This window comes from Gimesia sp. (genome assembly GCF_040219335.1).
Classification (GTDB): domain Bacteria; phylum Planctomycetota; class Planctomycetia; order Planctomycetales; family Planctomycetaceae; genus Gimesia.
In genome coordinates this window covers 545,906-570,842 of sequence record NZ_JAVJSQ010000005.1, presented here as the reverse complement: position 1 = coordinate 570,842, position 24,937 = coordinate 545,906, and the positions used below count along the sequence as shown (strand labels likewise).

18 protein-coding genes are annotated in these 24,937 nt (G+C 54.2%); 5 read left to right on the top strand and 13 right to left on the bottom strand.

All coding sequences use genetic code 11. The annotated features are described in order from the left end of the window. Positions 1 to 1,739 precede the first annotated feature (1,739 nt). Entirely contained in the window at positions 1,740 to 4,568 is a 2,829-nt protein-coding gene (locus tag RID21_RS06185; protein ID WP_350187765.1) for a PVC-type heme-binding CxxCH protein, read from the top strand. An 81-nt stretch (positions 4,569 to 4,649) separates the two neighbouring features. Here the strand turns inward: RID21_RS06185 and RID21_RS06180 are convergent, their stop codons facing one another. Beyond that, a complete protein-coding gene (locus tag RID21_RS06180; RefSeq protein ID WP_350187764.1) occupies positions 4,650 to 8,768 on the bottom strand; it encodes a hypothetical protein in 4,119 nt (1,372 codons plus the stop codon). A gap of 72 nt (positions 8,769 to 8,840) precedes the next feature. After that, positions 8,841 to 9,095: a hypothetical protein gene (locus RID21_RS06175; RefSeq protein WP_350187762.1), complete on the bottom strand. Its 255-nt coding sequence runs from the start codon at positions 9,093 to 9,095 to the stop codon at positions 8,841 to 8,843. Positions 9,096 to 9,120: 25 nt separating this feature from the next. Between RID21_RS06175 and RID21_RS06170 the strand changes: the two genes are divergently transcribed. The 3 genes from RID21_RS06170 to RID21_RS06160 all read left to right on the top strand — a co-directional run bounded on the left by RID21_RS06170 (position 9,121) and on the right by RID21_RS06160 (position 14,808). After that, positions 9,121 to 9,741 carry an ECF-type sigma factor gene (locus RID21_RS06170; RefSeq protein WP_145182408.1) on the top strand — a complete coding sequence of 207 codons (621 nt, stop codon included), beginning with the start codon at positions 9,121 to 9,123 and terminating at the stop codon, positions 9,739 to 9,741. Between the two features lie 117 nt (positions 9,742 to 9,858). Further along, positions 9,859 to 13,854, top strand: a complete 3,996-nt coding sequence (locus tag RID21_RS06165) for a serine/threonine protein kinase (protein WP_350187761.1) — start codon at positions 9,859 to 9,861, stop codon at positions 13,852 to 13,854. A gap of 93 nt (positions 13,855 to 13,947) precedes the next feature. Continuing rightward, the gene (locus RID21_RS06160; protein ID WP_350187760.1) at positions 13,948 to 14,808 is read left to right on the top strand and encodes a DNA alkylation repair protein; all 861 of its coding nucleotides are present in this window, start codon (positions 13,948 to 13,950) and stop codon (positions 14,806 to 14,808) included. Between the two features lie 126 nt (positions 14,809 to 14,934). Here RID21_RS06160 and RID21_RS06155 read toward each other — a convergent pair whose 3' ends face one another. From RID21_RS06155 to RID21_RS06145, 3 genes are all read right to left on the bottom strand, one after another. Further along, the gene (locus RID21_RS06155; protein ID WP_350187758.1) at positions 14,935 to 15,504 is read right to left on the bottom strand and encodes a c-type heme family protein; all 570 of its coding nucleotides are present in this window, start codon (positions 15,502 to 15,504) and stop codon (positions 14,935 to 14,937) included. A 263-nt stretch (positions 15,505 to 15,767) separates the two neighbouring features. Next, positions 15,768 to 15,980 (bottom strand): DUF3565 domain-containing protein, encoded by a 213-nt coding sequence (locus RID21_RS06150; protein ID WP_149336364.1) that lies wholly within the window; start codon positions 15,978 to 15,980, stop codon positions 15,768 to 15,770. 35 nt (positions 15,981 to 16,015) lie between these two features. Beyond that, positions 16,016 to 16,435, bottom strand: a complete 420-nt coding sequence (locus RID21_RS06145; protein ID WP_145182396.1) for an RrF2 family transcriptional regulator — start codon at positions 16,433 to 16,435, stop codon at positions 16,016 to 16,018. Positions 16,436 to 16,564: 129 nt separating this feature from the next. Here RID21_RS06145 and hmpA point away from each other — a divergent pair, with 129 nt between their 5' ends. Next, a complete protein-coding gene (gene hmpA / locus RID21_RS06140) occupies positions 16,565 to 17,830 on the top strand; it encodes an NO-inducible flavohemoprotein (protein ID WP_350187756.1) in 1,266 nt (421 codons plus the stop codon). Positions 17,831 to 17,907: 77 nt separating this feature from the next. On the opposite strand, the gene RID21_RS06135 is transcribed toward hmpA, so the two are convergent. From RID21_RS06135 to RID21_RS06100, 8 genes are all read right to left on the bottom strand, one after another. Further along, the gene (locus RID21_RS06135; RefSeq protein WP_350187755.1) at positions 17,908 to 18,501 is read right to left on the bottom strand and encodes a hypothetical protein; all 594 of its coding nucleotides are present in this window, start codon (positions 18,499 to 18,501) and stop codon (positions 17,908 to 17,910) included. A gap of 648 nt (positions 18,502 to 19,149) precedes the next feature. Continuing rightward, positions 19,150 to 19,848 (bottom strand): SIR2 family NAD-dependent protein deacylase, encoded by a 699-nt coding sequence (locus tag RID21_RS06130; protein WP_350187753.1) that lies wholly within the window; start codon positions 19,846 to 19,848, stop codon positions 19,150 to 19,152. Positions 19,849 to 19,954: 106 nt separating this feature from the next. Then, a complete protein-coding gene (locus RID21_RS06125) occupies positions 19,955 to 20,752 on the bottom strand; it encodes a transglutaminase domain-containing protein (protein ID WP_350187752.1) in 798 nt (265 codons plus the stop codon). A gap of 288 nt (positions 20,753 to 21,040) precedes the next feature. Next, positions 21,041 to 21,454 carry a hypothetical protein gene (locus RID21_RS06120; RefSeq protein WP_350187751.1) on the bottom strand — a complete coding sequence of 138 codons (414 nt, stop codon included), beginning with the start codon at positions 21,452 to 21,454 and terminating at the stop codon, positions 21,041 to 21,043. A gap of 88 nt (positions 21,455 to 21,542) precedes the next feature. Next, positions 21,543 to 22,136, bottom strand: coding sequence for a hypothetical protein (locus RID21_RS06115; protein WP_350187750.1), 594 nt, complete (start codon positions 22,134 to 22,136; stop codon positions 21,543 to 21,545). An 83-nt stretch (positions 22,137 to 22,219) separates the two neighbouring features. Further along, positions 22,220 to 22,669 (bottom strand): hypothetical protein, encoded by a 450-nt coding sequence (locus tag RID21_RS06110; protein ID WP_350187748.1) that lies wholly within the window; start codon positions 22,667 to 22,669, stop codon positions 22,220 to 22,222. Between the two features lie 254 nt (positions 22,670 to 22,923). Next, on the bottom strand, positions 22,924 to 23,415 hold the full coding sequence (locus tag RID21_RS06105) for a DUF4262 domain-containing protein (RefSeq protein WP_350187747.1): 492 nt from the start codon (positions 23,413 to 23,415) through the stop codon (positions 22,924 to 22,926). Between the two features lie 44 nt (positions 23,416 to 23,459). After that, complete coding sequence (locus tag RID21_RS06100) at positions 23,460 to 24,887, bottom strand: DUF1552 domain-containing protein (protein ID WP_350187745.1); 1,428 nt, start codon at positions 24,885 to 24,887, stop codon at positions 23,460 to 23,462. Between the last annotated feature and the right edge of the window lie 50 nt (positions 24,888 to 24,937).

Here is a 24,937-nt window from a genome sequence, read left to right as displayed (position 1 = left end):
GTTCTGGTGGGTGAGGTGAGATTCCTCATCAGACCTCGGAAGAGCATTTTTGTCACCAGTAATCTGGTGGTCTACAAAAAACAGGAAGACGGCGTAAATATTCTTTCTGGTGAGAACGAACTTAAGAGCGGAGTTACTAGCGCTTTGCCGCTCAGGGAGGCTGTCTGATTGAGATGTGGGGGGAGTTATACGGGTCATTTGGTTCGGCGGGCAGCCACACAGGGCTGCCCCTACGTTTGGGAATCAGTCTGGGGGCTTATTTTTTTAGATGAAGGATATTTTAGATTTCCTTCAGCGTGGTTTTACCTGTCGGGGCGATACTGTCTGCAGACTTGTTTGATGGTTTTTGACACGCGGGAGTGAATGATGAATAGCCTGGTTTCTCTTGTTCAAATGACGGCCGTGATTACGGCCGGGGTGTTGTTGCTGGCCTGCCTGGCGGGGGCCGTGCGGTATCAGTCGCGGCGGAAATGATGCGCGATGTTCACGTTGGTGGGGCGGTGCCGATGGGTAGAATGGGTGTTTGGAGTTTGTTTTTCTACCACGAAATTCACGAAAGGCACGAAACGATTCTGGTTGGAGCTGTCAGTGGGTGGGATACCTTTTGTGACTGGTGTTGTATTCGGTGTTGACCCTGGTTACCGGCAGCTAGCGCTTTGCCGCTCACTGGATTGGTGGCTTCGTTTCTGTGAGCGGAATGGCGCTAGCCACCGGTGGTTTATGCAGCGTCAACCGTTTTTACCTGCGGGTTGTGCCTTGCTGCTCAGGGGCTGGCGGTGGCTCTGCTTTTGCATGGGCTTTAGCTAAGTCGTTTCAACCGGGGCTAAGGCCCTGCGGCTGATTTTCTTTTGGGGTTGGGGAGTTGTGAATCTGGTTGTGGCTGATTTGGTGGGATGACTGTAAACCAGGATTTCTATTCAGGGACGCAACACTGTCTGTTTCCTGCTCGCTGCGCTCGGCCCGAATTGCATTCGGGCTTACCCGTTTTTTTTCTACCACGAAAGGCTCGAAAGACACGAAAACGGTTTGGGGGTAGCTGGTAGTGGGTGGGATACGTTTTGTGACTGGTGTTGTGTTCGGTGTCGACACTGGTTACCGGCAGCTGGCGCTTTGCCGCTCACTGGATTGATGACTTCGTTTCTGTGAGCGGAATGGCGCTAGCCACCGGTGGTTTATGCAGCGTCGACCCTGGTTACCGGCGGCTAGCGCCTTGCCGCTCATGGGATGGTGCTGGTTCTGTTTTTGTATGGGCCATAGCTAAGTCGTTTCAACCGGTGTTGATACTCGGTGGCTAATTTTCTTTTGGGGTTGGGGAGTTGGTTATGGGATTGTTGGCTGACATGATCTGTTATTTGAAACGGGGTGGGGCTGTGTGGGTTTGTGGTGATGTTTGCTTGGGTGTTGGCTGTTATCTTCTTCATCGGCGTGAGGGGGTCAAGACAGAATTTTGTCCCGATGTGGCCGGATTTTGTCCTGGTGTGGCCTGGATTTTGTCCTTGTTCGGCCGGGGTTTGTCCTGGTGTGCCCTGAACTGGGCGAGGTGGACTTGGCGAAGTAGTGCGGGGTGTTTCGGTAGACAGACGGTGAAATTCGGCGGAGGTGCAGGTGAACTTCGGTCAGAGGTAGGGCGTGTTTCGGTGCTCGGCGACGTGCCTCGCGCGCGAGCCAGAAGGGAACTACAATACGCTTCGGCGGGGGCTGATCAAGTTCAATTTCAGCAGCAAGTGCAGGTGTGCCCGGTGCGCAGTGCGGGTTTCGTCAGTGGTGCGACGATGATCATCCGCCGGGCGGTGAGAATCGGTTGCCTCGGGCGGGGCGGTGCGTTAGCTTATAAGGAGCCGTTGATGGCTGCCTGCAGATACTGCCCACCCCCTGCCCTCAAAAGAGAGATCATCATGAAATCGCTGTCGCTGTTTGTGTTGTTAGTTACGTCTATGCTGGTCTCGTCATCTCACGCTGCGGACAAAAGTCCGGCGGACGACCGTCCCCCTCAGGTGAAAGCGGTGCAGCCGGGCGTGACGTTGTCGCTGGTGGCTGAGCAGCCTCAGTTGTCGACGCCGACCGGTGTGGATGTGGACGAACAGGGGCGGGTCTGGGTCGTGGCGACGCATACGCATTTTCGGCCCGACGACTATGAAGGTCCGGAGCACGATGAGATCCTTATCTTTTCCGATCTGGACAAAGCGGGACGGGCACAGAAGCGACAGGTGTTCTACAACGCGACCGACGCGACGATGGACCTGGAACTGGGGCCGGATGGCTGGGTGTACCTGGCGGAGCGGGACCGGATTCTGCGGATCAAGGATACCGACGGCGACGGGAAGGCGGACGTCGAAGAGAACATCGCGGTGCTCGAGAGTGAAGCAGACTATCCGCACAACGGTCTGGAAGGGCTGGCGTGGGATAACCAGGGGAAGCTGATTTTTGCGATCGGTGAAAACTTCGCCAAGGACTGGACGCTGACGGGGACCGACGGGACGAAGATTACCGGCGCGGGCAAAGGGGGCATCTTCCGTTGTACTGCAGACGGCAAACAGCTGAAGCGGATTGCGGAGGGATTCTGGAATCCGTTTGGTATCTGTGTGCGGGCGGATGGTGAGATTTTCGCTGCGGAGAATGATCCCGGTGAACGGCCGCCGTGTCGCGTGCTGCATATTGTCGAAGGGGGCGATTATGGGTACGAGCGGGGATACGGTTCGGAAGCCCATCATCCGTTTGTGGCCTGGAATGGCGAACTGCGGGGCACGCTGCCGATGATTCATCCTTCGGGTGAAGCACCGTGTGGGATCGCACCGCTGGGCCGAGGTCTGCTGGTCCCTTCGTGGGGCGATCACAGCGTCGACTTTTTTCCGCTCACGCAACAGGGAGCGAGTTTCACCTCGAAGCCGATCACGATTGTAAAAGGGGGCCGTTATTTTCGACCGAGTTGTATCGCAGCCGACCCAAGGGTCGGGGCCGCCCCACGGGACGGGGCTTCTCCTAAAGAGAATCAGCCGGTCATGACCTGGTATCTGTGTGACTGGGTTGATGGACGGTACCAGGCGCATGGTTACGGGCGGGTGTGGAAGCTCGAGATTGACCTGACGAAAGCCGACTGGGTGGGGCCGCTGGAACTGGAACCGCCGACGAAAGAGGCGAAGCTGGCCGCGGATCTGCGGAGCGGACATGCGACCCAATCCGTGAAGGAACTATTGAAGCTGGCACAGAACGAGGATCCCTTTGTGGCCCGGGCGGCCCTGGTGGCGTTGTCTCATAAAGCGTCAAAGTGGACGCCCGCGGAGGTCATGAAGTGGTCGCCTGCGGAACGGGTGCAGGCGGTATTGGCGCTGCAGCTGGCCCAGGCGGAGTCGGCAACGTGGATTCCGGTCTTCCTGAAGGACAAGAATGCGGACGTGCAGTTCGAGACGATCCGCTGGATTTCGGACAAGGGTTTGAAAGTGTATCTGCCTGATGTGGAACAGGTGCTGGCACAGAGTGATCTGGATTATCAGCGGTTTGAAGCAGCGATTGCGGCGTGGAACACGTTGAATGGCAAGGCGTTGGACGGCGTGCGGAATCCGGAGATGCTGCTGGCCCGCGTGAAGGACAAACAGAGTGCCCCGCAGATTCGGGCGTACGCCTTGCGGATGCTGCCAACGCAGTCGCGGTCTGCTCCGAAAGCGGGACAGCAGGTGGTGACACAGTTCCCCAAGGGGCTGACGCTGGCGATGCTGGAAGAACTGCTGGCGGTGAATGATGCGGAGTTGTCGCTGGAAGCGGTGCGGACGCTGTCGGGGAATCCGATTGTGTCACAGAAGATCCTGGCGCAGCTGGCCGCGGATCCCAAACAGGATTCGATCCTGCGGGCCGAAGCGATTGCGGGGCTGGCGCCGCTGGCGGAACAGCAGGTCGGGTTGATGCTCAAGCTGGCCGATTCTTCCGACCAGGTGGTTCGTGAAGAGGCGCTGCGGTGTCTGCGTTCGATGCAACTGACCGATGCGCAGAAGAAACAAATAAAGACGCTGGCGAAAGCGCATCCCGATTCAAAGGATGCGTTCCAGGCGGCCGTGAATCCGGGTGCCCTCAAGACGGACCGCCCTGCTCTGACCGATACCAGTGCGTGGCTGAAAGCGGTTGAAGGGGTTCAGGGGGCGGCGGATGTGGAGAGTGGAAGGCGACTGTTTCATCATTCCCGACTGACGAACTGTGCTCACTGTCATCGACACAGTGGTCGCGGGAATGTGGTGGGGCCTGACTTGAGCAGCCTGGGGGATCGGCAGGACCGGGCGTGGCTGTTGCGTTCGATTCTCGAACCGAGCCGGGAGATGGCTCCGGAATATCAGCCGCGAACAATCATTCTGACGGACGGGCGGACGTTTACGGGGATCCGGCTGCGGTCGTACGTGAAGGAGACGATTCGCGATGCCCACGGTCAGAACAAGACGTTTGATCGCGATGATGTGGAGGCGATTGTCGAGTCGCCGGTTTCCTTCATGCCCCAGGGTCTGGTGCATGCGTTGACGGATCGCGAGTTGCGGGACCTGATCGCGTTTCTGGAAAGTCATTCGCGGGAACAGACAGCGGATTGAGAGAGGAGAAAAAAATCGAGACGGGGGCACCCTTCACGGTCCCGTCTCGATTAGAAGCTGAGGCACTTTCAGCTTCGGAGTTTATTTTTCCGTTTGTTTTTCGGTAAGGGGAACGAGGTTCAGTGCGTGAGATCGCAGGCCTGTTTTCTGGTCGATGAGCCAGGCCCCTTTGATTTCGACATTGAAGACGACGTATTTGCCGTGATCCTCTAGTTTAAGCTCTTCGCTGTATTTGCCTGTGATCTCAGGATCGAGGCGTTGGACCGGTGTCTCCCGGGAGGAGGCGCCTGTGATGTGGAATTCGAGTTCGATGGGCCAGTCGCGCCGACCAGGTTCGAGGTTGAGAGACTGGGGAAGGACGATCTGGTGACTCAGATGCAGTACGGTGAAGATGGGTTCGTAGATCTTCTGTAAACGGATGACTTCGAGATCGTTGTTGCCATACGCCTGGAGATTGCCCTGCAGGTTGGTGAAGCCATAATCGTTGCTGATATGGTGCAGATAAAAGTTCTGTTGCGCACTTTCAACGTAGTTTAAGAGACGCGTCAGATCTTCAATTTCCTGACGATACTTGAGTACTTTTGCAGAGGGCTTACTGTTTTTCGATTCCGGTTTTTCTTTGGTGTTTGTGGTGCCATTATTGGGGGAGCCGATATAGAGACCGCCGCCGATACCACCACCGCCACCAGATTTGGAACGACTGGAGCCGTTGCCGTTCATGAAGTTTTCCGTATCAATGCTCCGCTTGCGGCTGCTGATTTCGCTTCTGATATAGGAGAGGACTTTGCCATAATTGGAAAGGGCTGTGAAGCCTCTCGCGTTGGGCATCGCACGACGGTGGCCTTTGACGTCTTCGGTGAGAGGGAGAAAGCGGGCGGGGAATTGCAGCGTATAACGGTTCCCCGGTAAGGATTCAGGGCGACTGAGCCATTTAACGAACGCGGTGGATTCGGCCTGGAGTTGCTCGACTTTGGGTCGCGGTGCTTGCGGGCGGAAATAAACGCCACGCTCCGGATTGAGACCGAACTTCGAGCGTTGCCCGACGGCACGGAAATCGGATTCGTGTCGCCAGCGGTTGAACATCAGCGAGCCGCCGTTCGCTGATGCGAATTCGGGCAGGTAGCGGGCGATCAAACGCAGGCTGGTCGCGGGGGTGAATGTTTCAATTTGACCGGAGTCGGCAGGGACCGCGTTCTTCTCAGCAGACATTGAAGCAGGAGTCTTGGAGACGGAGGTGGTTTGATCTGTGTTGTTCTGCTTACCGTTTTCTGGCAGGCGATATTCATAAATCAGTTTCTGATCGTTGAAGAGCTGAATCCCGTGCAGCTGAGCTGGGAGCAGGAGCCCGTCCTGGCCTTTGCCTGAGGAATCTGGCAGCAGTCTGGGTTCGCCGATGGAGACAATCATTTCGAGTCGAGCTGTCTGATTGAGACGTTCGAGGATATGGTCGCGAATGTCGTCGGGGATCTGTTTGAAGGTCGTTTCCAGAGGTTGTTCAAGTTGCAGACAGGGAGTCAGGTTGACCAGGTTCAGCTGGTCCTGGGAAGGCAGGATCACAAGCCGATCGGCGGGAACGCCCTGTTCGATGAGTGGCCTGGTCGGCCCCCAGGTATAAGGGTTCGTCATGCCACCGTGGGAGACCATGAGTTGGACATCGCGAAGCTGAGGATCGACTTTGATGCCGGCATGGACGACAAAGCGTCGCCCGGTGGATTTGAGACACTGACGCATCCAGTCGTGCCATTGTTTGCTCAGTGCGGGAAGCTGTTTCTGATCGAGGTTCCGCTGAGAAGTACTCAAAGGAAAGAAGGGCGAACTGGGATTCACAAAATGTTGTTCCACTTTCTTTTTCGCGTCTTGCCACTGCTTGATGTCTTTTGCTTTTTCTTCCGGATCTCGCGGAGTCGCATTCAAGTCGGCGGTTCCGTGAGCTGAATAAGCCTCTTCTGCCTGTTTGAGCTGATACAGATCACTGCCAAAGGAGTGAGCTTTAGATTTAAAATTGTAACGGTAATCATCAAACAGCTTTTCCAGCTCTGCCTGATCTACGTTTTTGCCGTCTAATTCATGCTTGAGTAGAAAGAGCGAATATTGATCCAGGTTGCCCGGCTGATCGGGACCGGGGAGAGCCTGTCCTTTCGCTTCACTCAAAATTGAAGGAGGCAGCTGCTTAAATTCCAGAGTCGCCAGCTGATTTTTCAGAAAGGGGTCCTGGTAAAGTTCAAGGGATTCGGTGGTAATTGATACGGGCGGAAGCGTATTTTCATCATCATTTTTCAGTTGCATACGATCCCAGGTAACGACGCGGCACAGATAAGCCTCACAACCTCCCGGCCCTGCCTGGCTGAACATGGGACGTGCCTGCTCGGGAGTCAGAGGCAGGAATTGCTGTTCATAGCAGGGTCTATAATAACCCTTAATCTTATTATCCCGCTGGTCAAAAGAGCCGGATGTCAGACCCGGAAAATTCTCATTTCCGCTGCGGAGATCTATCAAGACCCCTTCCCGCTCGAAATCGTACCGGCGATTAAACCCTAACAGGACTTTACGAATCTCGACAAAACGGATCGGCAGCTCGACCGCGTACTTGCTCAGCTTATCCGTATAGTTCTGCTCGAAACGCTTAAGAATATCCCGTCTGTCGAATTCGTTGGTTCCCAGCCAGTCTGCAGAATGTATTCCGCCAGCCCGATTTTTTTGAATACTGACGAGTGTTCCAATGGTTTCCGGAAAATGAGTCGCCAGGAGAACCGGACTCATGTGCCTGGGATTCAAGCCCAGTGCAACCCGGTCTAATAACCCGGTAAACCGCCGGTGATCGCTGCCCAGATAAACTTCATCTGAAAAAGTCAGATCAGCTCGAACGGCGGGATAACCTTTCCACATTACCAGGCCATGCTGTTTGGCCAGCTGTTGCATTTTCTGTGCGAGATCCTGATTTTCTTCAGCCGGTGGTGCAGTCGGCTGTTCGATCGCTGGATTGACATCCCATGATTGAATTACCTGGGTTGGATCTGCAGCGTCTACGAGTGAGAGGCGGACAATCTGCACATTCACCAGGTAGTCTTCTCTGAGCATCCCAAGAAATCGACGATGCTGCTCGAAGCGGAGATTCGACAACAGGACATCTTTGCGGAATGCCAGCTTCTTGCCTTCGATCTGGCGGGCGAATTCCCGTGCTTCTGCAGGAGTCTTTTTAATTCCGGAGGGCATTTCAGGGGAGTTCAGGTAGACTTCCCTCATAATCGATCGCAACTTGAGATGATTCAAACTCCCTCTGACTCGCAACGGGAATTCTCCCCGGTCTTCCAGGTAGTCATCCAGAGTCGCGGGTGAAAAGACTGCCAGGGGAATGGCTTCGCCCGCATATTTGATTTTCTGAAAATCCTGAGCATACTTGCGAATTACGCTGGCAACCTGGACGCCTTTGTCAAAATCATTGACGCGTGAACTACGCAGATCGTAGTACTGATTTTTATCATCTTTCGAATAAAAGAGTTTATAGCCGTCTTCGAACAGGTGAAAACAATCCTCGATCCGCTGGTGCTCTCTACCATTTGTGGTATTGAACGCCCCCTCAAAACCTTTCTCTTCCATTTTTTTCGCCAGCAGCTCATATCCTTCTCGATCAACCAGATAACTCATTAAGGCACCAATGTGATCGGCTGAGGTATGAAGCGTACGTTGCTCTTTGTGTGTATAAAGGCCTGCGTTATCACTGAGAATGGCTGCTCCATCCAGCTGTTTGAGCTTAAACTGAGGCAATACTTCCAGAACATGAGCCCAGTTGAATCGACCGTCTGCGGGTGCGTTACCTGTCGGGACCGGTTTCTCTCCATTCATCGCGGGAGCCATAGGAGTTGCTTTGCCCTCAGGTGTCGCCTGCGGTAAGCCATTATTCTCTTTGGCAAAGATATCTGGATATTTTTGTCTTACGAAATCCTGATCAGCCTGACTGAGCTCAGTGAGTGGCAGCAGATGCAGTTTGCCATCAGACTCTTTTTCGAGGATGACCAGCTTTCCATTGGTTCCCTTGAGTTCTCCCCGCACCTGATTTTTTCCATCGGCACTGGTCCAGAGACGATGTTCAGCCCACGCCAGTGAGGGAACCAGACTGATGACCACCAGCAAAAGTAAGCAGCGAAGACCCCGACAACCTGTCGGTCTCTTGATCGAATGTGCGCTTCGTCCCGTCTGCATCGTATCAGCTCCCGTTTTCAAGTGGCTTTCTTTAATTTTGAGTCAAATTCCGCACTACATCTGACGAGTAAATTACTGATCAAAATGTTGTGCCTGCTCTGCTCCTGCTGTACAATCGCAGTACCGACAGCGATCCCGACGCTGAAGATTTCTTTTTTCTGATGAAATCAGATAATTCTCGAAACCAGCTGTCGCAAATCCCGCCAGGTCAAAGAGTTGGTATAAAACGGCTTTACCCGGTATGCAGTGAATGACAGCTGCGAGATTTGAGTTTTTCGGGAAAAGCGAAGCCTGTCTGCGGACGATGGCATTGAAATTGACCAACACAATACGACCTTACTCAGAATAGATGATGGCAGCGGGCATGGAGAATCAGGGATCAGTCACTAACTGGCTGGATCAACTCAAACGGGGAGAAGCAGACAGCCTGCAGCAGCAGCTCTGGAACCGCTATTTTGAGCAGCTGGTCCAACTGGCGCGTTCCCACCTGCAGAAGGATCTCTGTCGGGTGGAAGACGAGGAAGACGCCGTCCTCAGCGCATTCAACAGCTTTTTCGTGCGACTCAAAGCGGGTCAGTTCCCAAATCTGAATGACCGCACCAGCCTCTGGCCGCTACTAGTAAATATCACTCTCTGTAAAACGCGAAACCTGTACCGACGTCAGAGCGCACAGAAACGGGACGTCAGACGCACCGTTTCCGGTACATCAAACGAGGAGTCCGACAACTGGCTGGATCAACTGGCTCAGGAAAGCCCCAGTCCGGAACTTGCAGTTGAAGCCGCCGAGGAAGCCAATCGGATGCTGGCGGTACTCGGTAAAGATTCACTGCGGGATGTCGCCCGGCTGAAGCTGGAAGGTTATACCAATGCAGAGATTGCAGCCAAAGTGGGTGTCATGGAGCGGAGCGTGGAACGGCGTCTGGTCCTGATACGTCAGATCTGGACTGAAGAAGTGGAATCAGAGCTGGTCTAAATCCAGTCCAGACTTTTTTGTTTCGTTTCTCATTTTTGTGGGAAGAACATGTCGGGAACAGGCAACCAAAGGCGATCCAGCTGATAACTCGCAGTGCACGAGTTAAGGATTGGACAAATGAATCAACCATCAGAGCTGGAAAACCTGACCGCGGAGATCCAGATCCGCATCGAAGAATCCTGCGAGGAATATGAACTTTCCTGGCAGAGCGGACAGACTCCATCTCTGGAAGACACGATCGCCGACTTCGCACAGCCCACGCGGGAAATCCTGCTGCAGGAACTGATTCTGATCGAACGTTATTATCGCCTGCGGGATTCCGGTAAAATCATCAGTGAGCAGGAGCTGATTCAGGATCATCCTGAAATCGCGGACGAGTTGTCCCGGCTGTTTGCCAGAACGCACGCAACGAAAACCCGGATCGCCGGTGAATCCGATTCCGGCCAGGCAGACAGTTCCGGACTGCGCACGGTGGAAGAATCACGCCTGCACTTCGAACAGTTCCCCGCAACCTTCGGACGCTACCAGATCCTCTCCCGCCTGGGTGAGGGAGGCATGGGCTGCGTCTACCTGGCCCGTGACACACAGCTTGAACGCAAAGTCGCACTGAAACTACCCCAGATCGACAAACACGCCGATACCCAGTTTATTGCCCGCTTTTACCGCGAAGCACGGGCGGCTGCCAATCTGAATCATCCCAATCTCTGTTCGGTCTACGACGTCGACGAAATTGATGGCGTGCATTATATCACGATGGAATTCATCGAAGGAGAATCTCTGGCAGCGCTGCTCCAGGAGGGGAAGAAATTCAATCAGGTCGAAGTCGTCGAGCTGATTCAACAGCTGTCCCAGGCGCTGGGCCTCGCGCATCAGCAGGGAATCGTGCATCGGGACCTCAAGCCCGCCAACGTCATGATCCGCGAGGATGGCACGCCCATCATTACCGATTTCGGACTGGCATTGATGAGCCAGAACGAAGAGGCAACTCAGATCACGCAGCATGGCCAGATCATGGGGAGCCCGTCTTACATGTCACCCGAACAGGTGGAGGGCGATCTGGAAAAGATTGGCCCTCCCAGCGATATCTACGCGCTGGGTGTGATCATGTACGAACTGCTCGCCGGACAACGTCCGTTCCAGGGAACGACGGCATCGATCCTGTCGCAGATCATGACTAAAGATCCGCGGCCGGTCCGCAACATTCAGCCCGACATCAACTCCCGGCTGGATCAGATCTGTCGCAAAATGATGGCCCGCTCCGCTGAGCAACGCTACGCCACAATGCAGGAAGTTGCTCAAGTCCTCACAAACTGGCTTGAGACCGATCAGGCCATTTCGTCTCGAAAAGGTTTGAGTCCCGGAAAGATACTCGCAGGCATGGCACTGCTCGCCGTACTGCTATTGGGAATCACCTTTCTGAAGCCCACGGCATCAAAGGGTAATCTGCATGTCACCCTGAATGATGAACGAGCCCAGGTGCTGCTTGACGGGCAACCACTGGAACTGAAGTCAGGAAGCTGGAACGGGGCCCAGGAACCGGGTTCACATGAACTCAGTCTCCGCATTGGAGAGCAGCGGCTTCCCTGGGGAGAACTGACAACCATCAAAGTCGATGACAGCGAACAGAGAGTGCTGGCGTCGGTCAATGGACTTCACATCAAAAACGGTCGCTTTAAAATCAGTCCCGCAGATATCCAATCAGCGGAAATCAACTTGAACTGGCTGCCGTCCCAGACACCGGATAAATCAGCAAAGGTCACCAGTCCTGCTGCCGACCAGATTGGGTCAACTGCACCACAGGACGCTGATCCTGTCGAACCCTTTGCCCCGGAACGGGAAGTCACGGAGTGGCTGATCGAACGGGGGGGCATCGTCCGCTTTAATATGGCACATGACTTCAAATTTAACGTCAAGGTCATCAAGGAACTCCCAGATGAACCATTCCGGCTGAAATCCGTCGCTTTTCAAAATCCCCGCACTGGACCGCTGACAGATTTAAGTCGACTCAGTCAGTTAATGACCCTGGAAGAACTGATCCTGGAAAATTCGGGAGTGACTCCCAATGCACTTGAGAACGTCCGTTTTAAACAGTCTTTTGAAACCTTGCGAATCGTGCGTACTCCCCTGAAGGTCTCAAACCTGAAATCGACTCAAGGCCTGGAATTCATCGATACACTGGAATTAGGCGGTTCACAAATCGATGACCACTTTGAGTTTCTCAAACAAATGCCAAACCTGAGAGCGCTGGAAATCACAGCGATCTCTCCCGCTGCGCTTCAGGAACTCAGCCAATCTCCCCTGCTGAGTGAATCTAAATTACGTTTTCTCAGACTGCGTTCCATCGGCTCTTTCGATGCCATAGTAATTAAACAACTGCAAACAGCCCGACCCGGGATGACAATTACCGCAGAAGGTTCTGGGAGGAAGGAGGCATATCTCGGAATTCCCGTAGCAAAACAGGCTGCAGATGCCCTGATAGAACGGGGTTGTACCTTGAAAGAACCGGGACAAGGAAAGCAGAACTATTCGAAAAAGAATCTGCCCTCCGATCGGGTGCCCTTCAGTCTGTCCAGAGTTATTTTGCCACCTGAACTGGAACTCACCCCCGAAATTATCGACCATCTGGCTTCTCTCCCCAGAGCTTACTCAATTCATGCGAATAAGATCAAAAACGCCGATCTGCTCGCGGAGCTTCCTGTGATCCGGCTCTGCAGTGGAGTTCATTTAATCGAATCCGACCTGACAGACCCGGCGTTTAAAAAACTGGTTCTGCAGGACCCAGACGGCTACTTCAATGTCGAGGGAACGCGCGTCTCAAAAGCGCTGGTTCAGCAACTCGATAATGAGGCTCCGCACGCTGCATTCGTTTCAAATTATGAAAAAGGGCTGCGCTGGCTGGAGATCCTGTACGACAAACGGGAAAAAGCGGAGCAGAACAAAACCAGCCAGCATGAAGAGCCGAACACGCCTTTAGCTGATGATGAGCAACTGGCGTTCGAACGCGAGACGGCCGAATGGGTAATCAATCTGGGTGGTAATGTCAGTTTCAAGAAAGCCCATGGAACTGAATCTCATAAAAATCGATTGGATCAGCTTCCTGAAGAACCATTTCGAATCCTCGACATTGATTTCGGCAGGTCAAATCAGAAGATCACACTCTCCAGTCTGTCGCGATTAAGCCGCCTGGTGACCCTGCACTCACTCAGTCTGATGAACTGTAGCCTGGAACCCAGGGCACTGGAAGGGTTGCGTTTCAATGAAAACACGACTGAATTTAATATCTACAGCACTCCGCTGAAAACGTCAGACCTGAACCCCGACATGGGACTCGAACACCTTGATACTTTCATACTCGGTGCCGCTCAGGTTGATGATGAATTTCGTTTTCTGGAATTAATGCCGCGATTGCGAGAACTGCATCTTTACAGTCCCGTTCCTCAGGAATTGGAAGGACTGGCGCGTGCGCCCGGTTTTGCCAAATTGAACCTGCGGTTTCTATACATAGCTTCTTTCGGCCTCAGATTTGAACCGGAACTGATTGCCAAACTGCAAAATTTCCAGCCGGGTATGACGGTAATCGATACTGATAGCGGCTCAATGAATCGCTACCTGGGAATCCCCGTGGCGCGAGAGGCTGCCATCAAACTGCTTGAGCAGGGATGCAAGATTGTCACCAGCATTAACAATTCCGAGATCAGTGCCCAAACGTATGACAAGTCTCTTCTGCCCTCAGAAACCGAACTGTTTCGTCCCATTCGTGTCATCTTACCGCGTGACTTCGAAATCACACCAGAAAGTGCAGAGGCACTGTCGCAACTGCCCGATTTTTCTGGATTAGAAGCACCGAATCTCAGAAGCGCGGACCTGTTGGCGAATGTTCCCGTATTACGACTCTGCAGTGGAATTAAACTGCCCGACTCGGACCTTTCAGATCAGGGATTAACAGCATTATTCCGCAATCATCCGGACGGATACGTAAATGCTCCAGGAACAAAAGTAACTCTCGAAAAAGGAAAGCAGATCGATCGTGAGTTTCCTTATGCCGCCTTTCACACGGAGTTCATGGAAGGGAAACGCTGGCTGAATGAAAAGCAGAAAAACGATAAACAGTAATCGGCTCCGGACGAATAGCAGCCTCCCTCAGCAGAACAGACAGACCGAAGACCTCGATTGAGCGATCAGGCAACCCGAAATAGAATATCCAGCATGAAACCGCACCCCGCACAACAGTTTACTGTCGGCCCCTCGATCATGAAGGGTACGCCTCTTAAAGAAATTATGAACGGCCAGTTGGTGAAGCTGATCGGCGTCTCACTGTCCGACGTGACCCCCGGCTTCGACACATCCACTTTCCAGAAACGTGCCAAATGCAATTTGAACAAGCTGGAACTGAAAGAGCGGGCCCTCAACATCGCACACGCGATGGCCGAACAGCTGCCGGAAGATTTTGACGAGTTGGCACCGTTACTCATCAAGTCACTCGGTCCCCGACTGCAGGCGACCGAACAAAACGGGCTGGCGCCGTTCTTTTATTTCCCTCATTCACAGTTGATCGCCGAGTATGGTGCCGACCATCTGGAGAGCGGCTTGAAAGTCTGTTACGAATTGACGCAGCGATTCACCGCCGAATTCTGTATTCGCCCGTTTCTGATCGCGCACCGCGATAAAAGTTTGAAACAGCTCAAACGCTGGACGAAAGATGCCAACCCCCATGTGCGACGTCTCGTCAGTGAAGGAACACGCCCTCGGCTTCCCTGGGCGATGCGGTTACGGGACTTTCAGGACGACCCCGGTTATACGCTGCCTCTGCTGGAATGTCTCAAGGACGATTCCGAACTTTATGTGCGGCGTTCGGTGGCCAATCATCTGGCTGATATCGCCAAAGATCATCCCGAAGTCGCCTACGAAGTCTGTCACAAATGGCTGTCAGAAATTGAGGCCCTGCAGAAACCGGAACAGGTTAAAAATCGTCGCTGGGTTCTACGACACGCCGTCCGCCTGCCGGCCAAAAAAGAAGTTCCCGCCGCCCTCGCCATCCGCAAAGCGGCCGCTGACAGAAAAACATGAACGGCTCCTTATTTTTTCATGTGCCTCACATGCTTCACTGAATAAAGCTGATCCCCACTTATTAACTTCCTGCAGGGATCAGCGTTCATTCACTCAGAATGACAACCGTTGTGTCACTCGATTCAATTACCGGATCGGCAGTTCGTAGCTGATCGCGCCGATCGCTTCTCCCTCTTTGGCGTCTTTATAATGCGGATGGCACATCACGCATTTTTTCATCACCACCGGAATCGGCGTCATCGCCTGCAGGTAAGGTTTCCCATCCTTGATCACCACCGCCTCATAATAAGACTTGCCCGCTTTCAACTGCTTGATCCCCTGCTTTTCAAATTTGCTCTTCGCAACGTTTTTGGGTTCGTACGGCTCTCCCGTTGCATCAATCAGACGCACCTGATGAAAACCGGTTTTCCCCACCCGCCTGAACAACTCGACCGCGGCACTCCCTGCCGGGAAGTCTTCCTCGTCATTCACATACTTGTCCGTAATCAGCACCACCGCATTCTTATAGATGTCATCCAGCATCTTGACGGTGTCGCGTGTCCGTTCGACCGCTGCCGGGGAAGGTTGTTCCGCTCCCCTCTTCGCGGCCTTTTTATCAGACGGTTTCTCCCCCTGCGGGTCGGCGCCAGATAGATTCAGATTGAACAGAAACAGAGCAGTCACTGCGAGGCTGGTAACCAATCCTGTCTTGAGCATGAAGTTTCCTTTCAGAAAATAAAAACGGATAAGATCAACGGAATCGTCGATCTCATAAAACCAGTGCCTGATCAGATCACCCGCTTCAACTGGCGCATTGAAAGAGTAACATCAGCCACAAACACAAGTTCGCATAGTTGAGCCACTAGTCGCATCCTTATGCTCATCTCTAAAAGATGTATAAGTGATACACCTTTTACCGAATATAGACCTGCCCGTCCATTTTGTCAACAATATTTCATTGGGAACAGAACCGCGGGACGTCAGCCCGGCCGCGCATCGGCGGGTGCCCCTTCGTCACACTTCCTGCACTCCAGCAGATAACCCAGCATCCCGGCCCGACCTGCTGCGCTCAGAACCCACGGACGCGATTCCAAAGGCGGCGCATGACGAACATGCTGATTGTGACCACAAACCAGCTGCGCCACCCAGTGTCCTGACTCGTCCTGCTGATACCCCGTAATCGGTTGCTGCATCACCACCTCACGCTTCGTCCTTCTCCCCAGATTGATCAGCTCTCACACAAAGGCACAATCGTTGTCGTCGATTCCAGCAGCTGCCCAATGGTCACCCTGCCAAACGCCGCTTCCGCTTCTGCATACACGCGATCCAGCTCCGCATGCAGTGGACACAGACTGGTATGCGACTTCAAACCTAACGGACAACTGTTGATCCGCTCCATCGGGGCGATCGCATTGACAATATCCAGAATCGACAACTCTGCAGGATCGTGAATCAGCTCATAGCCCCCCTTGGGACCACTCCGCGATTTCACAATCCCCGCTGCCGCCAGATCCTGCAGAACCCGCGTCAGATAACGCCGGGGGACCTTCGTCTTTTCCGCCAGATAATCGGCCGAAGCAGGCTTGCCAGGCTGCCCCGCCAGACAGGCCGCCGCCCGCAAAGCGTATTCATGAGTCTTTGAAAGCATCTGTTTTCCTAAAAAATACGAAAAGCTTAAATTATACACCTTGACGTATAGAATTCCTTATTCTATACATATAGGTATAGTATATCTGTTTCCGCTTGGGTATCAAGCCGCTCTCCAGGAGAACCATAAATGTTAAGTGACAAAACCATCGCCATCGTCAAGGAAATCACACCAGTTGTCGCCGCCAATGCGGAAACGGTCACACGGGTCTTCTATCAGAAGATGTTTGCTGGAAACCCCGAAGTCAAAGCCTTTTTCAACCAGGCCCACCAGCATTCCGGCGGTCAACAGAAAGCCCTCGCCGGTGCCATCTGTGCCTATTTCACCCATATTGACAACCTCGCCGCCCTCACCCCTGCCGTCGAACTGATCGCTCAGAAACACTGCTCGCTGGGTATCCAGGCCGAACAGTATCCCATCGTCGGCAAACACCTGCTGGCTGCCATCAAGGAAGTCATGGGAGACGCAGCCACCGACGAAATCCTCGCAGCGGTCGGCGAAGCTTACCAGTTGCTCGCAGACGTCTGTATCGAACGCGAACGTCAAATCTACGAAGAACAGCGCACCGCTGCCGGCGGCTGGAACGGTTATCGTACCTTTGTCGTCGATCGCAAAGAGCCCGAAAGCGATGTCATTACCTCCTTCTATCTGAAACCCGCTGATCACGAACCGCTGCCAGCCTGGCTCCCGGGTCAATATATCACGGTCAAAATCGATCACCCGACGACCCCCACTTCGCCCCGCAATTACAGTCTCTCCAACCAGCCGGGACAGAACTCGTTTCGCATCAGCGTCAAACGCGAACCCGGTCTCATCGCGGACGCTCCCGATGGTCTGATCTCCACTTACCTGCACGATCAGGTCCAGGTGGGTGATACTCTGCAGATCGGTCCCCCCTGTGGTGAGTTCACCCTCGATCCCGCAGAACCCCGCCAGACACCAACTGTCATGCTGGCCGGCGGCGTCGGCGTGACTCCCCTGCTCTCGATGGCGCAGTCGCTGATCGCGGCTCAGCCCGAAGCCCCGCTCTATTTCCTGCAGGCAGCCCGGAACAGCCAGACCCACGCATTTGCTGCAGAAATTCAGGAACTCCGTAATCAGGGTGCCAACGTCCGCACGCTCACACTCTACGATCAGCCGCTGGCAGACGATCTGGAAAATCAGAACTGCGACGAAACAGGAATCCTGAGTGAAAACATCCTGCGTGAATGGACACCCTTTAACGAAGCCAACTTCTACTTCTGTGGACCGAAACCATTTATGCAGAACGTCTACGCGAGCCTGAAAGCCTTGAATGTCCCCGCAGATCGAATTCATTTCGAATTTTTCGGTCCCCGGCAGGACATCGAATCGGCCCCACTCGCAGACGAACCGGAGGTTACAGCCTCGCACTGATTCACATTCCCCGCTCTGATTGGTAATGAAATTAACTATCTCACTCATCCCCCGGGATGCCTGATGACGATACTGGTCTATGTGGTACTCTGCTCTTCAGGATTTCCGGAGTACCATTGAGCGCTAACACTACGGCTTCGACGACCAGGGCTAACATATTTCCCGTAGTGTTGAAATGCGTCCGTGTCTTCCTTCGACGGACGCATTTTTTTTGCGCCCTGCTTGATATCTGCATCAGGTGCCCACACTTTTGCACCCCGGTTCTCGCTCTTCCGGTGCACAAACTGGACTTGATCTCCACTTCCCGAATCATAAAGTGTTGCAATTGTGCTTCGCGCGCGAGGCGGACGATGCGTGCACTGGAACACCGCCCACAAGTCATTCAGATGCACCTGAATCGCCGTCGATTTTTCCAGCTTTTCACCGGAACATTCAGAACCGGTTCGAGCTGTCTCGTACATTTTCAAATCATTTCGGAGCACTTTCAGAGCATTTGAAATGCAACTCACCGGAAACTCAGGCAAACTCACCCGCAGCCCATAGCACAATTTTCGCTTGACACCCCCGCGCCTTTCCGCAAAATCAGAGTCCTCGGTTAACACACTCGCCCCCAACAGACAGTCCGCCCGAGAACAGAGAATCCAGAACAGATTGACAACAAACGCTTCCATAGCCGGTCAGACTCCATTAAAAAAAGACAACCAGCGCATCCTACAGATCGGCACCAGCCAGGCGAGCTGAAAATCAGCAAGTATATCAATCAGCACCATCACTCCCTGACATCCTCCCCATGAGCCGCAGGGTGCCAGGTTGCCTTTATTTGATAGTTCTCTGAATGATCATGAGGTCGACAGCGTTAGCTATGTAAGAATCCACCGTGGCCGAGGGTCTGCTGTTACTCTTGTTTTCAGGACTTCAACTGCTGAAAAGCCAAATCAGCCGCAGAGCATTAGCCCCGGTTGAAACGTCTTTGGTATATATCATCCGAATTAAGAAACGCTACCTGGCCCCGGTTACTTTCAATCTCGCTGAGATTGAAAATCATATTCTGGAAGATCACCATCAGAGAGAAAACACAGGAACTCCTGTCAAACCAGGGGGTGGTCCCGGATGCAATCCGGGATTGCCACAGGCAACAGGAGGTCTCAGCTAATCCGCACAATTCAGTATCAGATCACCAACCCCATTCGTAGGGTGCGGCCCTGTGTGGCCGCCCGCCTGGCGACAGGCAACCTGATCAATCCCTCTTTGGATGTAGATTAATGGAAGTAGATTCAGGGGCAGTCGCAGATCACAGGCAACACCCGCAGAACTCCTCCCTACCCCTCCAGCCACCGCTGCACAATCTGTGGCACATGCTCCACCGCCGTCCCCCTGATCCACTCAAAGCCGACAGGCTCCTGCTCCAGATCCGGACTCACGATCAGTTTTTCCGCCCCTGCGCTGGCCAGTTCGACCAGCCCAGCCGCCGGATACACCGATAGTGAAGTCCCGACCACCAGCACTTTCCCCGCGCTGCGGATCTCTGCGACCGCCACGTCCGTGTTGTGAATCATTTCCCCGAACCAGACAATGTGCGGCCGCAACTGGGAACCCGCTTCGCAGAGATCGCCCAGCTGAATTTCCTTCCCGCCGATTTCATAAATCAGCTCCGGATCAGCCGTACTGCGGGCTTTCACCAGTTCGCCATGCACGTGAATCACATTCGAGGCCCCCCCGCGCTCATGCAGGTCATCCACATTCTGAGTAATCACCACCACTTTATACCGGCGTTCCAGTTCCGCCAGCGCGCGATGTGCCGCATTCGGTTCAGCCGCCACCGCCTGCGTGCGACGCGCATTATAAAAATCCAGCACCAGTTGCGGATCCCGTTCCCACGCCTCGGGTGAAGCCACCTCGGTGATCTCGTACTGTTCCCACAGTCCGCCCATATCCCGGAACGTCGGCAAGCCGCTCTCGGCACTGATTCCGGCTCCCGTCAACACCACAACTTTATTCGGATCGATGGGATCAGACATCTCTGTTCTCGCTCTGACTTTCACGGGGTTCATTTCGTTTCACCTGCACAATGTGTCTCTGACACGCCTGCATCAGAAAAAGTTCAGTGAGTCAAGCGACCCCACCTCAGTCAGTCGGTTCCGAAATCTGCTCTACATGCACTTCCATATTCTGCAGATCAACGGGATCACCAAACTGCGTGTAGACAGCGACATCCGCGGCATCTCTACCATAGGCAATCGCCACCCGACCGCCGTCCAGCGTCTGCTGTGTCGGGTCGAAGGTGTACCAGCGACCGCCGACATACGCCTCAAACCAGGCATGCAGATCCATCGGCCGGAGTGGTTCCAGGTAACCCACCACCATCCGCGCGGGAATCGAAAGCGCCCGGCAGCAGGCGATTCCCAGGTGTGCCATATCGCGACAGACGGCCTGTGTCTTCTGATTTACCTCAGTCGCACTGATGATTTCCTGCCCCTCACCCGGCGTATAGGCCAGGGAGTTCTGAATGTACTCCACGATTTTTGCGCACTGGTCGTAACCCGGATTGATCCCTTCCACCAGCGATGCTGCCATCTGTGAGAAACGATCCGATTCACAATACCGGCTGGGCAGCAGGAACGGCAGCGTCGGGTCCGGCAGCTGTTCCACTGGTACAAACGGCGCCCCGGGCGCGACATCGGAGCTGTCGGCCACTTCGATATCAAAGGCGGTCTGAATCGAAAAGGAACCCGCCGGCGCCACCAGCCGCTGACACAGATTTCCGAACAGATCGGTAAACTCAACCGCCTCGGTACCGGGGTTTAACATGTATTGTTCGCGGGCCACCCACTGCTGACTGCCACTCCGTGGACGCAGCATCAGAATAAAGGGGGTCGCGACGGGAATTTCAAAGTCCAGTTTACAGGAAGCGTGCAGCCACATGTCGTTCGTTTTCCGTTAGAGACCAGGAATCGCCCGGGTAGTGATTATCAAGCAGTCGACAACGAGTCCAGGGGGATGCTGTTACGCTCGATTGTCGGACTGCATCTACAGAAATATCCAAATTAGCCGCAGGGCCTTAGCCCCGGTTGAAACGACTTTGCTATGGACCGTTCGAAATAAGAACCACTACCTGGCATAAAGATGTGAGCGCCTGCCATGAGATTAACACTCAAAGCGACAGGCCACAATCGCCTTATGCCGCTTCTGTGTAATCTTAACGGAGGAAAATCAGACATCCTGCTCCCCACCGTCAGCATCATAAGCTTCGCGCTCAAACGGATTATCGCGATAAAACCGACGGCCAGTCAGCCACATATATACCGACGACAGAAAGTAAGCGGGCAGCATGAACGGCCCCCAGCGCTCGTACTGCCGGACATGCACGGCTTCATGCTTCCGCGAAATATCCAGTGACGCATCCGTCTGTCCCAGGATCGTATGCCCCAGCGTCAACGCCAGCGTAAACTGACCATGCGGCAGCCGCTGAATCAGCCATTTAACGCCGCCATCATAGAACTCGATCGCCGGCCCCCGCACACGCGCCCGTCCACCAAAGCAGAGCCCCACCCCGCCGATCGCCAGCCCCAGCAAAGTATTCGGCAGTGCCCACAGCACCCGCAGCAGAAAAAGAAAACACTCCATCAGCGGCATCCACGCCTTTAATAGAATCAGGAAAGAGTTGCCGACAGGAACCATTTTACCGGTCTGCAATAACGTGGGGAAGGATTGATTAACCCTTGTCAGAATCGTCCTCTGCAGCAGTCAGCCTGTTTCCCTCTAAATCAAAATAAATTGGAGGCGGAGTCCATGTCGGTAAAGGTCCGTCTACAATCGTAGCATCGAATGTGAGTTCGACCACCCCCTCACCATAGGGGTGGGGGATCACTTCATGCCAGGGGAGTACCTTGATCGCCGTCATCGAGCCACATTCGAGACAACGTGCTGTCGACTTCCGTCCCTCGAACCAGTTCAGGGCAGAGATCCACGATTCGCACCGCCGTCTGCGTTCTTCAACTCGAACTTCCAACATTGGTCTTCCATCGATTTCCTGAGTCTGCATCCATTCCGCGAACTCCGGCATTTTATTCTGAATGTCTTGCAGCCATTCTTCCGGCTTGATACTCAGATTCTCAATTTTCTGCTGTATCTCTTGCGTTGTGAAAAGCTTCTCCGCTTCGACAAACAACTCGCAACCATGACACCAGGCATACTGGACCTGCAGAGGGACTTCGCAACCATCAGGAAACCGATAGTAATAGTCGTGGGATTTCTCAAACTTCGCGATCACATGACCGTTTGTCGGGCGAATGACCTGGTATAGCATTCCAAATCCCCTCAGTCAGATTCCACAAATCCCTTTGCTGGAATCAAGCTAGGCTGCAGTTCTGTTAACCCTGAATAAAAAAATCAGGTATCATAAACACCACTGTCCCAGGGCTCGATAAAAGCCATATAGTTTCCCGGCTGAAGTTCGACCGCCCATACATCCTCTTCCTCTTCGGGCTCGCGGACAATCAACCCCATCTCGACACCATTGTGATTGATCGCGAACGGCTTGACTTCGATTCGTTGAAAATCTACTTCTCCCAGTTCGTTCAGACGCGACTCATACTTCTCGCGACAGGCATCGGCATCCAGGGTCGCCCGCGGGCCCAGGGTATCGACCCGGGATTCGATTAAATTCCCGTCCAGGTCAAACAGAAACAGGGCGATATACTCGCATCCCTCCGTATTCGGGTAAGCAGGTTCAAACGGCGTCGTCAGAAAGAATTGACGACCATCGCCGGTCCGACCAATGTGCCTGGCATGATAATCATCATGTTCAATAGCAATTTTCTCAGGCCGCTCGTTTTCCATCACTCCCTGCCTCCTGTTTCAGACAACTGCTGATTGACCGACATCACCTTTTCAGGAAAGATGTCTTCGAACCGAGTTTCCAGCCTGCTGACCAGACATCGCCCTACAATAAACAAATGTATCCTGTCAGGCAAAGCAGGAACGGCAATCAGAGTCCATTTCGCACAGCTCAAGCATAAGGCGATGTAAACGCTTCGCGAAAGAGGCCCGCGGGAGGTTCGACTAAAACCGTTCACTCCATTCGCCCTCTCATTTCATTCCCACCGACGTTCAAAATCTTGAACCTCGCGGGGAGTCAGGCCGATATCGAGCCGAGGCTGCAACTGGTAAACGTCAAGTTCACAACCGGGATCAAAGGGAAAGCGCCCTTTCTCATCCGGCCAGAAGACCTGCATTGCACTCAGCTCGCCGGGCCGTCCGAGATGCCGCTGATAGCCCATCGCAAACCCGAGGTAGATTGGATGCTGAGTTGAATGGACACAACGAAAGCCCACCTGGTGCCTGTCCTCACCCAGTTCAATCATCTGAACGGCATTCTCCGTATACGAGTTCCCATTCTGTATGTCAGAAATCAGACCAGACAACAGGGCATATGCATTCTCGGCATCCAGTCCAAAGATAATCAGCTCGGGATGCTGCCAGGACTCCAGTAGCCCGATCGTGTAGAGGAATGGCTGTTCCGCATCACTCACGTTTGCGGCGTACCAACCATACTTATGGACAATTTCAGCAATTTCTTCTTCCATACTTCCTCCAGGTCCCACCGGAATTCAATTGCCTGGCACGCCCCTCAAGCACGGATCGCATCCACAGCTGTCGCGTCACGTTTCGCCGGTCCCAGTTTCAACTTCGCACCGAAGGCGTCCAGCAGAGTATTATACACGTCCAGCCCCTCCTGGCCCACGTCCATGATCTGCCCGGTCTTGAACCGGCCATTGGCACCGGTAATGCAATGGAAGACACCTGAAAGCTCGCGTTTCACATCGTTGTGCCGCCCGTCTCCGGATTCGGTCGAGATCGTGATCAGCGAGTTCTCCAGAATCGTCCGCCCGTTCGCCTCCCGGGCGTCGGCACTGTTCAGCGCCTGCAGGAAATAGGAAACCTCACGCATCTTCAGATGCGCGTGTGCCCGCAGTGCCTCGTTCTTTTTCTTTTCGTTGAACTTATGCCACCACTCGTGGCTGCAACCTTTGTCGCCACTCGCCCTCAACTGGCTCGGATCATCGAACGTCCAGCGTTTCTCGCCGTTATACTCGTAATCGCCGGTCAGACGAATCCGCTCGCCCGCCGCCAGGAACGTCAGCGAACCGAAGCGGACCCGATCCATCTGAATTGCCAGGGCATAAATGTCCGCCAGCAGTCGCCATTCGCTGGTGAGTTCATCCACCGTGATGTCAATCCCCTGCCCGCCCGGATCAGCCGGACCGCCATGCGGAATCTTCGAACGGGGCGGCGGCTCCGGTGCATTCCGGTTCTTATGCTGCATCGCAAACGCCCGCCGCTCGTATTCGCGAATCCGGTCCAGGTGGTCGGCCACCCGCGCTTTCGATGCCGAACCGAGGGGCGAATTCTGGCCCGTATAGAACCGGTAATCCTCCACGACCGTATCCAGCACGCTCCGGCGCAGCCGTCGCTGCGCTGCATCGTTCCCCGAACCTCCGGCAGAGACCGTCCCGAACACCCGCTCAAACAGGTCGCGGGGCTTCTCCTGAATCGTCGCGGCCACCGTGCCGTCCATGTTGTAGCTATGCACATAACGGCCCACGCGACTGCGGCGGAAGAACGTCCCCCCCATTAATGTGGGCACCATCCCGCTCGGTAGCCCTTTCGGGTAGTGCGTCTGACGAATCACCTGGTCAATCGACGGCCCGCCCGCTTTGGCCTCTCCATCGGGCGGCTCAGCCGTGAAGGCGCCGGAAGCACCGTCGTAATGCGCGTTGATCCCCTTTTCATCGCAACGCACCTGGTCCACATTCCGCATGATCAACAGCTTGTCCTGCAGCGGTTTGAGTGGCTCCAGTACATCGTCGAAGCCTTCGGTCTGCAGCGGGGCGGGAATTCCCAGACCAAAGAAGACGTTAAACGCCCGCACCGGAACCTGTGGCTGCGCCGCAGCGGCCAGGCTGGACGGAATCATCTCCTCCAGCAGCGGCAAGCCGATCGCAGCCGACCCCAGTCCCTTCAGTAACATCCGACGATTGAGCAGCACATGACTCATAGAAACGTCTCCCGCCTGTGGTTGATAATGCAAATATGATAAACGGCTGA

Coding starts and splice junctions, on each gene's coding strand:
- RID21_RS06180 (WP_350187764.1), bottom strand. CDS start 8,768: ATGCAGACGGGACGAAGCGCACATTCGATCAAGAGACCGACAGGTTGT.
- RID21_RS06170 (WP_145182408.1), top strand. CDS start 9,121: ATGGCAGCGGGCATGGAGAATCAGGGATCAGTCACTAACTGGCTGGAT.
- RID21_RS06165 (WP_350187761.1), top strand. CDS start 9,859: ATGAATCAACCATCAGAGCTGGAAAACCTGACCGCGGAGATCCAGATC.
- RID21_RS06160 (WP_350187760.1), top strand. CDS start 13,948: ATGAAACCGCACCCCGCACAACAGTTTACTGTCGGCCCCTCGATCATG.
- RID21_RS06155 (WP_350187758.1), bottom strand. CDS start 15,504: ATGCTCAAGACAGGATTGGTTACCAGCCTCGCAGTGACTGCTCTGTTT.
- RID21_RS06150 (WP_149336364.1), bottom strand. CDS start 15,980: ATGCAGCAACCGATTACGGGGTATCAGCAGGACGAGTCAGGACACTGG.
- RID21_RS06145 (WP_145182396.1), bottom strand. CDS start 16,435: ATGCTTTCAAAGACTCATGAATACGCTTTGCGGGCGGCGGCCTGTCTG.
- hmpA (WP_350187756.1), top strand. CDS start 16,565: ATGTTAAGTGACAAAACCATCGCCATCGTCAAGGAAATCACACCAGTT.
- RID21_RS06135 (WP_350187755.1), bottom strand. CDS start 18,501: ATGGAAGCGTTTGTTGTCAATCTGTTCTGGATTCTCTGTTCTCGGGCG.
- RID21_RS06130 (WP_350187753.1), bottom strand. CDS start 19,848: ATGTCTGATCCCATCGATCCGAATAAAGTTGTGGTGTTGACGGGAGCC.
- RID21_RS06125 (WP_350187752.1), bottom strand. CDS start 20,752: ATGTGGCTGCACGCTTCCTGTAAACTGGACTTTGAAATTCCCGTCGCG.
- RID21_RS06120 (WP_350187751.1), bottom strand. CDS start 21,454: ATGGAGTGTTTTCTTTTTCTGCTGCGGGTGCTGTGGGCACTGCCGAAT.
- RID21_RS06115 (WP_350187750.1), bottom strand. CDS start 22,136: ATGCTATACCAGGTCATTCGCCCGACAAACGGTCATGTGATCGCGAAG.
- RID21_RS06110 (WP_350187748.1), bottom strand. CDS start 22,669: ATGGAAAACGAGCGGCCTGAGAAAATTGCTATTGAACATGATGATTAT.
- RID21_RS06105 (WP_350187747.1), bottom strand. CDS start 23,415: ATGGAAGAAGAAATTGCTGAAATTGTCCATAAGTATGGTTGGTACGCC.
- RID21_RS06100 (WP_350187745.1), bottom strand. CDS start 24,887: ATGAGTCATGTGCTGCTCAATCGTCGGATGTTACTGAAGGGACTGGGG.